This window comes from Sulfurimonas sp. C5 (assembly GCF_029872055.1).
Taxonomy (GTDB): domain Bacteria; phylum Campylobacterota; class Campylobacteria; order Campylobacterales; family Sulfurimonadaceae; genus Sulfurimonas.
Map to the genome: position 1 here is coordinate 365,999 of NZ_JARXNQ010000001.1, position 14,207 is coordinate 380,205.

Sequence of the window (14,207 nt, forward strand, 5' to 3'; positions counted from 1 at the left end):
TTATTTATCCTCATTTTTGCTTTTTATCAATGGCAATATTTTATGATATTTTCCCCTACATATATAGTCGATAGACGTTTGTGTAATCAATGTCAGATGCTAGAGATAGTAACTGATGATGAAGTAAAGTTAGAAGGTGTAGTGTATGAACCAAAAGACTTTAATGCAACTATGCTTTTTTTTGCAGGAAGAAGTCATGACAGTATAGCTCTCATTCAGAAACTTCAAGCTGCTTATCCTAAAACAAGAATTATTACCTTTAATTACCGTTCTTACGGACTCAATAAAGGAAAAATATGTGAGAAAAAAATGTTTGAAGATGCACTTCAAATTGCCAAAATTGTACATAGAAATTACGGAGACTTTTATCTTTTAGGATTTTCCATCGGTTCAAGTTTGGCAAGTTATGTTGCTTCAAAAATGGATGTGAAAGCTTTGTTCTTAATAGGAGCATTTGACTCTATTCCTGCTATTGCACAAAAAAAGTTTGGTTTCAGAATAGCTGAATCATTAATTCGTTATAAATTTCCCACTATTGAATTTTTAAAAACTGTTCACGTTCAGACATATCTTTTTGTAAGTACTGATGATGAGACTACTTATATAGAAAATGCCAGAAAGTTGTCTGAAAACATAAACAACTTAGTGTTATATAAAGAGTATGAAAACCGTACGCATAAAGAAGTTTTATGGGATGAAGATGTTATTACAAAAATAAACGGAGTACTAAATAGATGAGTTTTGGATTATTTATAAAGAAGTTTGTGAGTTTCTTTTTTGAGCCTATAGGTATCGTTATTACACTGTTTGTGATAGGATTATATTACCTTTATCAAAAAAAACACTATAAAGCAGAACAGTTTTTACTTGGAAGTGTCTTAGTACTTGCATTGTTTGCTTATCCTCCTTTTTCAAATTTTTTGGTCAAGAAATTAGAAAACCAATATCCAAAATATGATTACTCTCAAAATATAAAATATATACATGTACTTGGAAATGGGCATACTACTGATTCTACACAGCCACTATCTTCTCAAATAGCTAGTTCTGGAGTGAAGAGAATTTTAGAAGGGATTATCATTCACAATAAGATACCGGGATCAAAAATTATTTTTACCGGATATGCAGGAAATACAGATGTGGCAAATGCAGTCATGAATGCAAAACTTTCCTATGCTCTAGGAACAGATCAAAATAGTACTATTATCAATCCTAAACCTGAAGACACACGTGAAGAAGCAGAGTTTACAAAAACAATTGTAGGTGATGAGCCTTTTGTTTTAGTAACTTCGGCTTCACATATGCCACGTGCGATGATGCTGTTTCAATCTTACGGGATGCATCCTATCGCAGCACCGACAGCATTTTATAAAGATAATAATATGAGTTGGTTAAGTGCACCAAACAGTGGAGCTTTATTTGTATCTACACTTGCTATGCATGAATATATAGGTATGTTGTATGCAAAAATCAGAGGAGTTTTTTCATAAGCTCTATATGGTAAGATTCTTGAAAATTTATAAAGTCAAAAAACTTACTTAACTTCTCATCTTTAATCGCTTCACTGAGTTGTTTACACATCTCTTTTGCAGCTTCCTCTTCAGCTATGCCATCTATAACAAATTTATTTAGATCTGTAACCATATATGTCATTTCATGAAGTTGTCTAGGGACCGATAGTATCCCTAACTTTGACATCATATTTCCAAAAGATTTTAGATGAAAATGCGATTCATCAATAAGGTCTTGAAATATGTTAAAATGGAGATGATTTTTTGTTCTTGCTTGCATATATGCATAGACTAAAATTAATTCATACTCCTTATACGATTCTTCAAATAAAAAGAGTGTTAAGGCATCAATACTTGATTGATCAAGATTTTCCCACTCTCTTTGCATATTAAAAGCGGTTACGGTTTGCTTTTTATTCTCATCTGTCAGGAGTTGATCAATATATTCTAATAAATAAGCATCATCAGTTTTTAATCGTTGACCTAAAATAGAAGCAGGGTAGTATTGTTGAGTTGTAAAGATTTGTATTTTTAAAGTTTCTAAGATTTCAGATACATTTTGATGTTTTTGGAGTTGGTAGTCTCGATCGTAGTTATAGTCATCGTTACTTTCTAAAATATCACTTCCCAGCCATTTCATATGACGAAAAGCAATTTGGGAGAAATCATATAAGCGTGCTTTGATCTCTTCATCGTTGATTGCAAAAGAGCTAAATAAAATACCTAACCAAAGTTCGTGTTTCTTTTGATATGTTTTATTCATTTTCTTCCACCTCACAACTCTCTTTCATTTTTAGAACATGCAACTCTTCTTTTGCACCGTTGAGAATATTTTCATAGTTTTTGATTGAAGCTATAAATGCAGTAAAAACAATATCTGCACATACTTTTTGTTGCGGTGTCATACTTCCTAGTTTTTCATTCATTTTTTGAATTGCTTTATTCGCATATTCTAAAGTATTATTTTTAATCATTTCTGTATACATCGAACCTATAACGACGGTGTCTTGACACCCATTTGTTGCAAAACGAACATCTGTAATAGTTTCGTCTTCAAGCTTTGTATAGAAAATAACGTATTCTTTTGTTTTTTCATCTAGTGCTACTCCTACACCATCAGCACCATCCAGTTTACCGTAGTTTTTAGGATTCATTAAATGTTCAAGAGTTTCTGGATTTATCCCTTCTGGAATTTTTACATTTTCAAACATGAAGAGTCCTTTTTAATATTTCACTTTAGCAAGATAGAGACCATTGGCAGGTGCAGGTTTGAGCTTGTGATTGATTTTACAGTTTAGTTTTTCGTGAATCTGCTGACTGCTTAGATCAAGCAAAGCACCAACCATAAAACGTATTTGTGTACGTAAATAACCGTTTGCTTCAAAATAGAGGACGATATACTCTTTGTGTTTATACGCAAATGCTTTATATATTTCGCGTACGGAGCTTTTTGTATCACTGCCTGTTTTCATAAAGTTTGCAAAGTCATGTTGACCGATGAAGAGTTTTATATTTTGCTGTAAGATATTGAAATTAGGTTCTTCAAGAAAAGTTACAAAATCTGCTTCAAAAGGGTTTGATTGTCCCGTTTTAATAATATATCTGTATACGCGTGATTTTGCGGAGTATCGGGCATGAAAATTATTTTGAACATGAAATACTTTTTTGACCTTTATGCTGGATGGAAGCATCTCATTTAAAACACGTTTGAGTTTATTTAAGTCTGTCCAGAAATCGGGCAAATCAACATGAGCTACTTGATATGAAGCATGTACACCTTTATCTGTCCTACCGCTGGCAACAGTTTTTTCTTCAATACCGAGTCGTCGTAATACATGCTCGAGTTGACCAAAAACAGTATTGTGTGAACTTTTTTGGACCTGAGAACCTAAAAAGTGCGTACCGTTGTAAGCCAGAACAAACGCTACTCTCATAATTAAAATCTTTTAGTAATAGTTTGTCTATAAATATAATATGTTCCTAAAAGCCACAAAGTAGTTACAAGGTAAATTGCATGAAAACCAAGAACACGATGTAAGGACATAGAAGTTGCATAATATAGAATAATACTCAAAAAGATATAGAGGTAAATCTTAGATTTTTGATGTCTAGCATGGACAACTCCTATAGCTACTACTAAAAAGATTGAAAGTACCGGAAAAAGGCTCAATAATGTATTAGTAATTATAAGTCTTTCTCGTGTTTTACGGGTTTGGTTTTCTAACCATTTTTCCGCATACGTCATACTGTCTATATTTTTTGGTAGCCAATATTCAAGAGGAGTTTTGTATGCTCGTTGGTATGATTGTAAACTATTATAAATAGTCATTTCATCAAAATTTATTTGGGTAAATTTTTTTTCTGAATAACTATATCCTTGACCGGTTTTTAGTTCAAGTTGTAGTGCACCATCCTCATTAATTACATTTGCATGCTTTGCAGAGATGAGGATCTCTTCATTATTCTCTTTATTAAATAACAAGACATCTTCATATCTTCTATTCTTTTTATCTTCTTTACCAATATACAATAACCAAGGACCGAAGTTGTTTCCAAATTCGCTAGCAGAGAGATTGAATTTTGCTTCATTCTTTTTTTTATCAATAAAATTATCAGAAAGGTTATTTGTGTGTGGATAGAGTACAAGGTAGTCTATAAAAAGTAAGGTTGTTAGTAAAAATGCTGGAATAAATAATATTTTAACCAAAAAAGATGGTTTGATTCCAAGGGCAAAAATTACGACTATTTCATTATCGTTAGAGAGTTTGAATATCGAGAGTACTGCCGCTACAAAAAAAGATATAGGAAGTGTGTAAAACAAGATATCAGGCAACACAAACATATAGAGTTTAATCATGTCTAAAAGCGAAAGTTTAATAATTGCGGTATACGTCGCCAGTTTAATTGAAAAGATCATAGATGCAATTACAAACAGTGGTAAAAACATCGATAAAAATACTGAAGAAAGATTAGAAAGTATATAACGTCTTAATTTATCCATTAAAAGTTTGCCTCAAGAAAAGCTAAAAATTGTGAGTCATAGACAAAAGTAATAATTGTCGCCAGTGCCAAAAATGGTACAAAAGGTACACGTTGCTCTTCTGCTGGTCTCTTTAATAGTAAAAGCATGACAGGAAGTGCTAAAATTGCCGATAAAAAGATTGCGAAAAGGCCCAATTTAATACCAAGCAATGCTCCCATAGTAGCCGCTACCATAATATCACCTTCCCCCATTGCTTCTATCATAGGTGTACGATCAAAATATTTATTCCATGATGTTTTTGTTTTGAGTCCAGCACGATATACCGATGATGTAAGATAATAAGAAAGTGCAAAACGAAGTAGTGTAAATCCACCTGCAAACAAAAGTGCATTTTGAGCATGTGTTAAAAATATTTGCGGTGAAGAAGCCCCTGCAACAGCAAAAATAATGGCTAGGAGATTGAGTGAATCTGGAACCATTTTGTATTTAAAGTCAATCATGGAAAGTGCTAAAAGCATTAAAAAACTCATAGCGATAAAAAAAGCAGGAATATTAACTCCGTATTTCGAAGCAACCAGAAAAAAAATAATTCCTGAACTTAGCTCTATTATAGGATATTGCATAGAAATTTTAGCTTTACAATATGCACATTTCCCACCTAAAAATATCCAAGACAAAAGAGGAATATTATGCCACGGTTTTAGCGGTGTATTACATGATGTACAATGAGAAGGTATAAAAATAACACTTTCCCCTTCAGGTATACGTAAAATAACGACATTTAAAAACGAGCCAAATAAAATACCAAAGAGTGCTGCTAAAAGTAATTCCATCATTTTAATCCACCAAACCTTCTTTCAACTTTTTTAAATTTCTTTATAATTTTTTCAAACTCTTTCGTACTAAAATCTGGCCAGAGAGTATCAGTAAAAAAGAGTTCCGCATAAGCAGCTTGCCAGAGTAGAAAATTTGAGAGTCTGTGATCGCCACCTGTACGGATGAGAAGATCCACATCAGATTTACAATCAAGTGCATTATCCAGCATCTCTTTTGTAATTTCGCCCTCTTGATGTTTAAGAGAATTAAACGCTCGTAATACTTCATCTTGACTACCGTAATTTAAAGCTAAAGATTGCACTAAACCGTCACAGTGAGCTGTTTTTTCTTGTGCCATTAAGAGCGTTGCTTGAAGTTGTTTGGAAAAAGCTCGAAGATCACCGATAGGTTCAAAACGAATATTGTTTTTGAGATAGGTATCTAGTTCTTGTTTAATATACTTGTCAAGCAGTTTCATTAAAAATTCAACTTCTAGACGTGGACGTTTCCAGTTTTCTGTAGAAAATGCATAAAGCGTTAAACGTTCGATTTCTTCATGAGCAGCACAAAACTCTGTAATTCCGCGAACAATTTTAGCACCGGCTTCATGTCCATCAGAGCGCTTTTTATTATGCAGTTCTGCCCAGCGTCCATTTCCATCCATTATAATTGCTACATGACCGAGTTTATTCATATTAGTTTTCTAACTCTTTTGCATTGTTCAAAATTTCAAAAGCAACATTTAGTTTTGAATCTTTTGGAATCATTACAGATTTATTCTGTATGATGAATTCTATTTCATTTGTATCGGTACCGAAGCTTGAAGAATTTTTGAGAATATTTAAACAAACTGCATCAATGCTTTTAGAATTTAGCATATTTGTTGCATTCGTTTTTGCATTTTGTTCATCCATTTCTGCTTTAAAGCCTATAACTTTGATACCATCTTTATCAATCGAACTTAATATGTCGACATTCTTTTTCATCTCAATTGACCATTCGTCGCCAAGCATCTCTTTTTTTAGTTTACCGCTTTGTACAAATGCAGGTACATAATCACTCACTGCTGCCGCCATAAAGAGATAAGGTGTTTTTTGGATTAGATGAATATGTTCATCACGCATTAGTGTTGCTTTGGAAACTTTCCCTTTTTTAGCAATTCGGATAGAATCAACTAAATATTCCAGCATCTCAGCACTGTCTTCTACATGAAGTTTATGCATATCCTGCGGTAGATCCGAAGGTAGATTTGTTGAGATAAGGTTGACATCAGCACCTCTTAAATAAAGAGACGTTGCTACTGCTGCCGCCATTTTTCCGCTTGAAAAATTAGAAATATAACGGACATCATCAATCTTCTCAATTGTTCCACCACCTGTAACCATTACCATTCTATCTGCCCAAAAATCTTCTTTAAGAAGTTCTCTGGCAGTTGCATAAAAAATATCTAACGGTTCGGCAAGTGCACCATCACCTGTTGTTTTACATGCCAGTTCTTTTGTTTGCGTATTTAAAATTGTATAGTTTGCAATTCCCAGCATTTTAAGATTTGCTTGAGATATTGGATGCTGGATCATATTTGTATTGGCCGCAGGGGCTAATATTTTCATATCCGGAAATGCAAGAGCTACTTGAAGCAAAATATTATCAGCTATTGCGTTGGCAAGTTTTGCAATGGTATTTGCCGTAGCAGGAGCAATTACCATAATATCTGCCCACTGAGCCAGTTTTATATGGTTGTGATCGTTTGTCCAGTCCTCATTCGTATCATCGAGGACTTTGTTTGATGTTAAAGTTTCAAAAGTTAGTGGTGTGACAAATTTTTTTGCAGCTTCACTCATCACTACACGAACTTCTGCACCTGCTTTAACATACAAACGTGCAAGTTCGAGTGCTTTATATACTGAAATAGAACCAGTAACAGCTAAAATGATTTTTTTATTTTCAAGTAAATTCGGTGAAATATTCATTGTATATCTTTTACTATAGTCTTTATAGTGTGTATTTTACCCTAAAATACTTAGAGTTACTTCCAAGCTATTTTTTCTTAAAGAATTTGTAATAAAAATTTTTTATGAGTTTCATCTTTGTTCGGCTGATTACAAGGTTTCCACTATCAACTTCACCACTTGTTACTGTCGTTCCGGCTGCAATCATTACATCATCGGCAATTGTAACAGGAGCCACAAGCTGGGAATCACTTCCAACAAAGACATTTTTACCAATTTTTGTTTTGTATTTATTTATTCCATCGTAGTTACAAGTGATTGTTCCTGCACCGATATTTGTACCTTCATCAATTTCGGCATCTCCAAGGTAGCTTAAATGTCCAGCTTTTACACCTTTTAGCGTTGCTTTTTTTACCTCTACAAAGTTACCGATATGTGTATCTTCTATTGATGAAGCAGGGCGGAGATGTGCTAATGGACCTACGTCTGAATTTTTTACTATACTATCTTCAATTACCGAGTGTGCTTTAATTTCTGAATTGATAATTTGCGAATTGCCTGTGATTCTAACACCGTTTTCAACTCTACATTCACCCTCAAATACAACTTCATTTTCTATATAAATAGTTTCAGGAAGTTGCATGCTGACACCTGCTTCCATCCATTTCGTTTTAATGCGTTCTTGCATAATAACTTCAGAATCAGCAAGGTCCTTTTTAGAGTTAACCCCTTTAAAATGTTCTTCATCAACAAGTAACGGTGCAATCGTTAATCCGTCTTTTTTTGCCATGGCAATGACGTCTGTAAGATAATATTCCTCTTGTGCATTATCGTTTGAAAGCAGAGGGATATATTTATTTAAAACTTCTTTTTTAAATGCATAAATACCTGCATTTACAGTAGTAACGTTAAGTTCTGCAGGGTTTGCGTCTTTTTGCTCTACTATATATTGTACTTTATTATGATCAATTACTACACGTCCGTAACCGTTTGGATCTTCAAGATCAAAAATACTCATAATAATATCTGCATCGTTTTGTAGAAAGCCTTCTAAAGACTTTGCAGTGATAAGAGGCATATCTCCATTGAGAACAAGAACTTTGTCATTCTTTGGTGCTACATTTTTCATAGCTCCGCCTGTTCCTGGAAAGTTTTGAGCATCTTGTTCAACAAAAATAATATCGTCAAAATAAGATACCATCTCTTTTTTTACTTCCTCTTTTTGATGCGCGATTACAACTGAAACATCATTTGAAATCTCTTTAGAAGCTTTAATGATATGGTATAGCATAGGTTTACCAGAAATTTCGTGTAAAACCTTTGCTTTATTTGATTTCATGCGGCTCCCTTTACCTGCCGCTAAAATAACGATACTAATATTGTTTAAATCCATTACAACTCTTTCTATTTGTGTTTAATTTCAAAATTTTACCATAAAAGTTAATTTAACTTGTGGTATTATAATGTGTTTATAAAATTTTATAAGGTTTGTGATGGATTTAGGTACGGTCATTGGTCTAGTGTTAATTTTAGCCCTTTTATTCGGGGCTATGGCGATGGGTGTAGGTATCGGCCCTTATATTGATATCCCCTCTGTTTTAATCGTAATCGGTGGTTCTATCGGTTCATTGATGATTGCATTTAAACCTGCTCAGATGAAAAAGTTTACAAAAGTCTTTATGGTGGCAATAAAGCCTACTGAAGAGGATGTAAATGAACTTATAAAAAAACTGGTTGAATTCGCAACAAAAGCTAGAAAAGAAGGTATTTTGGCTTTAGAAGGCGATGTAAACAACGAAGAAAATGACTTTTTGAGAAAAGGTTTGTCTATGGCAATTGACGGAAGTGAACCGGATACAATCCGTGAACTTTTAGAAATTGAAATGGAGCAAACAAGTACTCGTCATAAATCACAGGCTGCAATTTTCTCAACATGGGCAGGACTTGCTGGAGCGATGGGTATGATTGGTACTCTAATCGGTCTTGTTGCGATGCTTTTAAATATGGCGGATCCTTCAGCGATCGGACCATCTATGGCAGTTGCCTTACTTACAACTATGTATGGTGCTATGATTGGTAATATATTTGGTGCACCGATTGCCAATGTTCTTAATATTAGAGATGATGATGAAACGATTGTAAAATTAATCATTTTAGAAGGTATCATGTCTATCCAAGCAGGTGATGCACCGAGAGTTTTAGAAGCAAAATTACTTGCATATTTAGCGCCTGCTGAACGTGTAAGTCAATTTGATTAATGGATAATTGATGGCAAAAAAGAAAAAGTGTCCTGAGTGCGAAACATGTATGCCGGCATGGTTGGCTGCGTTTGGAGACCTTATGTCTCTACTTCTTTGTTTTTTTGTGCTTCTTCTTTCTATGTCAAGTATGGATGCCAAAAAAGTTTCTGAAGCGATAGGATCACTTAGCGGTGCTATGAGTGTTTTAGAGGGTGGGACACAAACAGAAATCTCTAAAAAACGTATTCAGGAATCTACGCCTATAGAAACTAAAGATGAAACGAGTGAAGTTGTAAATAGAATTCAACAAGCTGTTGCTGATGCAAATGAGATGGTGGAAAAACAACAAGGTCCGGAGATCACTTTAGAAGAAGCTCAAGAAGGTTTTGTAATTAAAATGCCGGCGGCACTTTTATTTAAGGCTGGAAGTGCAACAATAGACAATCAAGATGCACTTTTGTTTTTAAAAAGAATGTCTTTACTTATTGATGAGATGCCAAACGATGTTGAAGTAAGTGTACAAGGGCATACAGATGACAGCGGACCAGGTCTTAACAGTCCATTTAAAGACAACTGGGAACTTTCAACTGCAAGAGCGATATCAGTACTTAAAGAACTTGAAATTGACGGCGTTGATCCAAAACGTATGAATGCGACTGGATATGCACAGTATCAACCTGTGGCAACGAATGCTACAAGAATAGGTAGAGAAAAAAATAGAAGAGTTGAACTTCACTTTTTCGGGAAAAAAACAGAGGCTTCACAAAAAAAAGCTACATCTATACTTGATAAAGCGAAGTAGTAAAAAATGATAAAATTTTTTACACTGCTTGTAGTGTTTTCTAGTATATTGTTTGGGGCTGAAAGCGTAACTGTTCCGACGGTTAATCTTTCTCTATCAGCTCCTGATACACCCCAACAACTGGTATCATCACTGAATGTTTTACTTGTTTTAACACTGCTCTTTTTAGCACCGTCACTTGTTATGGTGATGACGACATTTACTCGTTTTGTTATCGTATTCGGTTTTTTGAGACAAGCACTTGGAACTCAACAGGTCCCACCTACACAAGTATTAGTTCTTTTAGCGATGATTCTGACTTTTTTTGTGATGGAGCCTGTGGGTCAAAAAGCATATGATCAAGGGATTAAGCCTTACGTGGCAGAAAAAATTGGTTATGAAGAAGCTTTTGAAAAGACAACGCTTCCTTTTAAAAATTTTATGATTAGAAATACGAGAGAAAAAGATTTGGCACTTTTTTTACGTATTAGGGAGATGGAAAACCCAAAAACAGTTGCAGATGTACCTTTATCGGTTGTAATTCCTGCTTTTGTAATCAGTGAGCTAAAAACGGCATTTGAGATAGGTTTTTTAATTTTCTTACCGTTTCTGGTAATTGATATGGTTGTTGCATCTATTTTAATGTCGATGGGTATGATGATGCTTCCGCCTGTAATGATCTCTTTGCCATTTAAGATACTTGTATTTGTCTTAATTGACGGTTGGAATCTACTCATTGGAAATTTAATAGCCTCGATAAAGTAGGTAAGTATATATAAATAGGATTTAGTATTGGAATGTAAACATTTTGGTGAATGTGGTGCTTGTAGAGTATATGACAGCGGTTATGAAGGACAGCTGCAACAAAAAGTAGATATCAATAAAGAAAGATTTTCAAACTTTTTTACGGGAGAGATAGAAGTCTTTCGTTCACCTACAAAAAATTACCGTTCACGCAGTGAATTTAAGATATGGCATGTTGGTGATGAATTGCACTATGCTATGAACCACATTGAACACAAAGGTGTAGTACTTATTGAGGAATGCCCTCAAGTAAATGATTATATCAATGAACTGATGCCTAAGTTATTAGAAGCAATAGAACGTTATGAGCTTGGATTTAAACTTTTTGGTGCAGATTTTTTAAGTTCTAGCAGCGGCGAGATAGTTGTTTCCCTTTTATATCATAGACAATTAGATCAAAAGTGGCAGGAAATAGCTGCACAAATCGCCGATGAGTTAGGTATTTATATAATTGGACGTGCTAGAAAGCAAAAACTTGTAGTAGGTCAAGATTATATTACCGAAAGCTTGACACTTCAGGATAAAATATATCAATTTAATTATATAGAAAACTCTTTTACTCAGCCTAATCCAAGAGTGAACGAAAAAATGATTACTTGGGCCATGGATGCGTTTGCCGGACATCAAGGTGATTTACTTGAACTTTATTGCGGTGCAGGGAACTTTACCATTCCATTTGCAAATACGTTTGACAAAGTACTTGCAACTGAGATCTCTAAAAGCTCTATAAATGCTGCAAAAACAAATATGGCGTTAAATGATGTAGAAAATATAGAGTTTATCCGTATGGGTGTAGAAGAATTTGTTGATGCCCTTAAAGGTACAAGAGAATACAATAGGATGAAACATATAGATATGCAAAGTTATAATATTGATTCTATATTTGTAGACCCTCCACGTTCGGGAATGGATGAGTTTACATGTAAGTTCTCTGCCCAATACGATCATATAGTGTATATCTCTTGTAATCCTGAAACATTAGTACGTGATCTAGAAATATTGACACAAACTCATGAAATTAAATCTATGGCATTATTTGATCAATTTCCATATACACACCATGCGGAAATGGGTGTGAAATTAGTTAAAAAGGTTTAAAATGAAGTTCTTTTTCTTTATATGTTTTTTATTGATTTCTCTTAATGCAGATGAGATGCAAAGGCTTGAATCAATTGTTAAAGATATAGAAAAATTGCGCATTGACTATGAATTCTCTCAAACAAAACTTCAAGAATGTCAAACAAGCCTCCAAACACAAAAAGAAAATTTAGCAAATAATGAAATATATATAAATAAAATAAAAAATTTGGAAAACCAAATAAAAAAACTAGAAAACTCTTTAAAAAATAAAAATAAAAATACTGTAAAAATAAAAGAAAAAAAGATTATTAGTTTGAATAATAAAATAAATACAGATAAATGCATAGAAAAAAAGGACAATGAATTTCCAAATCTAAAAATGAGAGAGAAACAAGAGAAGGATACTACTCCGACTACATATAGACTCAATCAAGATAGTATAATATATTCATCGATAGATGGGAAAGAGATTGCTAAATGGGAAAAGTCAACCTCTTTTACCTCTACACTGCGTATAGGGAAGTGGATCCAAATAAGCGGCTACTTTGTAAATAAACAATGGCAAAAAGCACAAAAGCAGATCTGGGTGAAAGCTTCGAATGCTTTGAAAAGAGATTAAATTATGAAAAAAATACTTATCATCAGTGATGGAATCATTGGACAGCATTTTATTCAAAGGGTAAGTGAAACTTACACTACTGACAATATTTATTATATTGTGCAAACAAAGCCTGTTACTTATGATGGAGTTAATCCTGCAAGATTTAAGTTCTTTGAATTCGATCCGACAAGTTTTTACAAGCTTGCCAATTTACTTAAAATGGAATTTATCCAAGTTGTTATTGCTATGGAAAATCAAGCGGATGTAGAAAATACAATTAAAAATATTCGTTCGATCAAAAAACAACTTCGAGTTATTGTGCTTAATCAATGGAATATGATTAATCATGATGCTAATGTTGTTTTAGTAAATTCAAATGAGATCTTAGCTTCCCGTTTACTGGATTATCTTCCTAATGTACCTGTGATCGCTCAAAATGTCGGAATAGGCGAGGGTGAAATCATGGAAGTACTCGTTCCTTTTGGAAGTTCATTCGTCTATCGTCATATGGGTGTAATTGAGCAGAAAAACTGGCGTATAGTTGCTATTTATAGAAATAGAAAACTTATTATGCCTTCACGTCGTAGAATGATACAGCCGAATGACCTATTATTACTTGTTGGTGAACCGGCAGTACTCAAGTCTGTATATCGTGCCATTAAACAAGAACTTGGTCAGTTTCCTGAACCTTTTGGCTCAAACGTATTTTTATTTATAGATATGAACATTGTTGACAAGGAAAATATTAAAAAACTTGTTCGCCGTTCAATCTATGTGTATTCGAAATTAAAGCATAAGCTTGTAATTAAAATTGTTAATCCATCGGACATTGAATTAATACAATATATAAAAGATTATAGAAGTATTGATGTGACAATAGATATAGATTACGAGAGCATTAATTTAAAAGAGAATTTCTTAAATGATATTAAATCATATCATGTCGGTTTGGTTATTGTTGCGCGTGAAATGTTTGCTGATTATTATGTGAGAAAAGCCCTTTATGAAGCGCATGTACCGGTTTTAAAACTGGCAAACCGTGATTTTAGTACACTTAAAGATGCATCACTGATTTTATCAGATAACAGAGATTTGGAAAAGATCTCTGCTACTATTTTTGATATCTCGGAACAGATGAATTTCAATCTTGAACTTTACAATTATTTGCAAGAACATCAAGATGACAAAGAGCAGGTAATTGAACATTTTAATAACCTTGCTACTATCTTTTCAAAATCGATTAAAGTGTTTAAAGAGAAAGAAAATCCAATTAAAGTTTTAAAACAAAAAGAGAACTTTATTCAGATCCTTCCGTTTACGTCAAAATTGACAAAACGCAGAATGAGTTCATTACTTTCAACTGACAGTGAAAGACTTTATTTTAAACTTGATGAATTTCATCAGATTTTTATCCCTGTACAACTCTAAAATCTTTTAGATTT

The 14,207-nt window shown here is 33.6% G+C and carries 16 protein-coding genes; 8 read left to right on the forward strand and 8 right to left on the reverse strand.

Going from position 1 to position 14,207, the window contains the following annotated elements:
• Positions 1-96 precede the first annotated feature (96 nt).
• Both P6N22_RS01800 and P6N22_RS01805 read left to right on the forward strand, forming a co-directional pair.
• Complete coding sequence (locus tag P6N22_RS01800; RefSeq protein ID WP_280329625.1) at positions 97-738, forward strand: alpha/beta hydrolase; 642 nt, start codon at positions 97-99, stop codon at positions 736-738.
• On the forward strand, positions 735-1,490 hold the full coding sequence (locus tag P6N22_RS01805) for an ElyC/SanA/YdcF family protein (RefSeq protein WP_280329626.1): 756 nt from the start codon (positions 735-737) through the stop codon (positions 1,488-1,490). The genes P6N22_RS01800 and P6N22_RS01805 overlap by 4 nt, the downstream gene beginning before the upstream one ends.
• On the opposite strand, the gene P6N22_RS01810 is transcribed toward P6N22_RS01805, so the two are convergent.
• The 8 genes from P6N22_RS01810 to glmU all read right to left on the reverse strand — a co-directional run bounded on the left by P6N22_RS01810 (position 1,471) and on the right by glmU (position 8,652).
• Positions 1,471-2,274, reverse strand: a complete 804-nt coding sequence (locus P6N22_RS01810; protein ID WP_280329628.1) for a ferritin-like domain-containing protein — start codon at positions 2,272-2,274, stop codon at positions 1,471-1,473. The genes P6N22_RS01805 and P6N22_RS01810 overlap by 20 nt on opposite strands.
• Positions 2,267-2,722, reverse strand: coding sequence for an iron-sulfur cluster assembly scaffold protein (locus tag P6N22_RS01815; protein ID WP_280329629.1), 456 nt, complete (start codon positions 2,720-2,722; stop codon positions 2,267-2,269). The genes P6N22_RS01810 and P6N22_RS01815 overlap by 8 nt, the downstream gene beginning before the upstream one ends.
• A 12-nt stretch (positions 2,723-2,734) precedes the next feature.
• The gene (truA, locus tag P6N22_RS01820; RefSeq protein WP_280329631.1) at positions 2,735-3,445 is read right to left on the reverse strand and encodes a tRNA pseudouridine(38-40) synthase TruA; all 711 of its coding nucleotides are present in this window, start codon (positions 3,443-3,445) and stop codon (positions 2,735-2,737) included.
• Positions 3,446-3,447: 2 nt separating this feature from the next.
• Positions 3,448-4,512, reverse strand: coding sequence for an LptF/LptG family permease (locus P6N22_RS01825; RefSeq protein ID WP_280329633.1), 1,065 nt, complete (start codon positions 4,510-4,512; stop codon positions 3,448-3,450).
• Entirely contained in the window at positions 4,512-5,327 is an 816-nt protein-coding gene (locus P6N22_RS01830) for an A24 family peptidase (protein WP_280330467.1), read from the reverse strand. The genes P6N22_RS01825 and P6N22_RS01830 overlap by 1 nt, the downstream gene beginning before the upstream one ends.
• Positions 5,327-6,004: a di-trans,poly-cis-decaprenylcistransferase gene (locus tag P6N22_RS01835; RefSeq protein WP_280329635.1), complete on the reverse strand. Its 678-nt coding sequence runs from the start codon at positions 6,002-6,004 to the stop codon at positions 5,327-5,329. The genes P6N22_RS01830 and P6N22_RS01835 overlap by 1 nt, the downstream gene beginning before the upstream one ends.
• Before the next feature lies 1 nt (position 6,005).
• Positions 6,006-7,280: a bifunctional phosphopantothenoylcysteine decarboxylase/phosphopantothenate--cysteine ligase CoaBC gene (coaBC, locus tag P6N22_RS01840; protein WP_280329636.1), complete on the reverse strand. Its 1,275-nt coding sequence runs from the start codon at positions 7,278-7,280 to the stop codon at positions 6,006-6,008.
• A gap of 67 nt (positions 7,281-7,347) precedes the next feature.
• Complete coding sequence (gene glmU, locus P6N22_RS01845; protein WP_280329638.1) at positions 7,348-8,652, reverse strand: bifunctional UDP-N-acetylglucosamine diphosphorylase/glucosamine-1-phosphate N-acetyltransferase GlmU; 1,305 nt, start codon at positions 8,650-8,652, stop codon at positions 7,348-7,350.
• Positions 8,653-8,752: 100 nt separating this feature from the next.
• Here glmU and P6N22_RS01850 point away from each other — a divergent pair, with 100 nt between their 5' ends.
• The 6 genes from P6N22_RS01850 to P6N22_RS01875 are packed head-to-tail and all read left to right on the forward strand — an operon-like array spanning position 8,753 to position 14,193.
• Entirely contained in the window at positions 8,753-9,517 is a 765-nt protein-coding gene (locus P6N22_RS01850) for a motility protein A (protein WP_280329640.1), read from the forward strand.
• Between the two features lie 10 nt (positions 9,518-9,527).
• Positions 9,528-10,301 (forward strand): flagellar motor protein MotB, encoded by a 774-nt coding sequence (locus tag P6N22_RS01855; RefSeq protein ID WP_280329642.1) that lies wholly within the window; start codon positions 9,528-9,530, stop codon positions 10,299-10,301.
• A 6-nt stretch (positions 10,302-10,307) separates the two neighbouring features.
• Positions 10,308-11,045, forward strand: coding sequence for a flagellar type III secretion system pore protein FliP (gene fliP / locus P6N22_RS01860; protein ID WP_280329644.1), 738 nt, complete (start codon positions 10,308-10,310; stop codon positions 11,043-11,045).
• A gap of 27 nt (positions 11,046-11,072) precedes the next feature.
• Positions 11,073-12,182, forward strand: a complete 1,110-nt coding sequence (gene trmA / locus P6N22_RS01865; RefSeq protein ID WP_280329646.1) for a tRNA (uridine(54)-C5)-methyltransferase TrmA — start codon at positions 11,073-11,075, stop codon at positions 12,180-12,182.
• A 1-nt stretch (position 12,183) separates the two neighbouring features.
• Complete coding sequence (locus P6N22_RS01870; RefSeq protein ID WP_280329648.1) at positions 12,184-12,783, forward strand: hypothetical protein; 600 nt, start codon at positions 12,184-12,186, stop codon at positions 12,781-12,783.
• Between the two features lie 3 nt (positions 12,784-12,786).
• The gene (locus tag P6N22_RS01875; protein ID WP_280329649.1) at positions 12,787-14,193 is read left to right on the forward strand and encodes a TrkA C-terminal domain-containing protein; all 1,407 of its coding nucleotides are present in this window, start codon (positions 12,787-12,789) and stop codon (positions 14,191-14,193) included.
• Positions 14,194-14,207 lie beyond the last annotated feature (14 nt).

Coding starts and splice junctions, on each gene's coding strand:
- P6N22_RS01875 (WP_280329649.1), top strand. CDS start 12,787: ATGAAAAAAATACTTATCATCAGTGATGGAATCATTGGACAGCATTTT.
- P6N22_RS01805 (WP_280329626.1), top strand. CDS start 735: ATGAGTTTTGGATTATTTATAAAGAAGTTTGTGAGTTTCTTTTTTGAG.
- glmU (WP_280329638.1), bottom strand. CDS start 8,652: ATGGATTTAAACAATATTAGTATCGTTATTTTAGCGGCAGGTAAAGGG.
- P6N22_RS01825 (WP_280329633.1), bottom strand. CDS start 4,512: ATGGATAAATTAAGACGTTATATACTTTCTAATCTTTCTTCAGTATTT.
- P6N22_RS01850 (WP_280329640.1), top strand. CDS start 8,753: ATGGATTTAGGTACGGTCATTGGTCTAGTGTTAATTTTAGCCCTTTTA.
- truA (WP_280329631.1), bottom strand. CDS start 3,445: ATGAGAGTAGCGTTTGTTCTGGCTTACAACGGTACGCACTTTTTAGGT.
- P6N22_RS01835 (WP_280329635.1), bottom strand. CDS start 6,004: ATGAATAAACTCGGTCATGTAGCAATTATAATGGATGGAAATGGACGC.
- coaBC (WP_280329636.1), bottom strand. CDS start 7,280: ATGAATATTTCACCGAATTTACTTGAAAATAAAAAAATCATTTTAGCT.
- P6N22_RS01830 (WP_280330467.1), bottom strand. CDS start 5,327: ATGGAATTACTTTTAGCAGCACTCTTTGGTATTTTATTTGGCTCGTTT.
- P6N22_RS01800 (WP_280329625.1), top strand. CDS start 97: ATGCTAGAGATAGTAACTGATGATGAAGTAAAGTTAGAAGGTGTAGTG.
- P6N22_RS01815 (WP_280329629.1), bottom strand. CDS start 2,722: ATGTTTGAAAATGTAAAAATTCCAGAAGGGATAAATCCAGAAACTCTT.
- P6N22_RS01810 (WP_280329628.1), bottom strand. CDS start 2,274: ATGAATAAAACATATCAAAAGAAACACGAACTTTGGTTAGGTATTTTA.
- P6N22_RS01855 (WP_280329642.1), top strand. CDS start 9,528: ATGGCAAAAAAGAAAAAGTGTCCTGAGTGCGAAACATGTATGCCGGCA.
- fliP (WP_280329644.1), top strand. CDS start 10,308: ATGATAAAATTTTTTACACTGCTTGTAGTGTTTTCTAGTATATTGTTT.
- P6N22_RS01870 (WP_280329648.1), top strand. CDS start 12,184: ATGAAGTTCTTTTTCTTTATATGTTTTTTATTGATTTCTCTTAATGCA.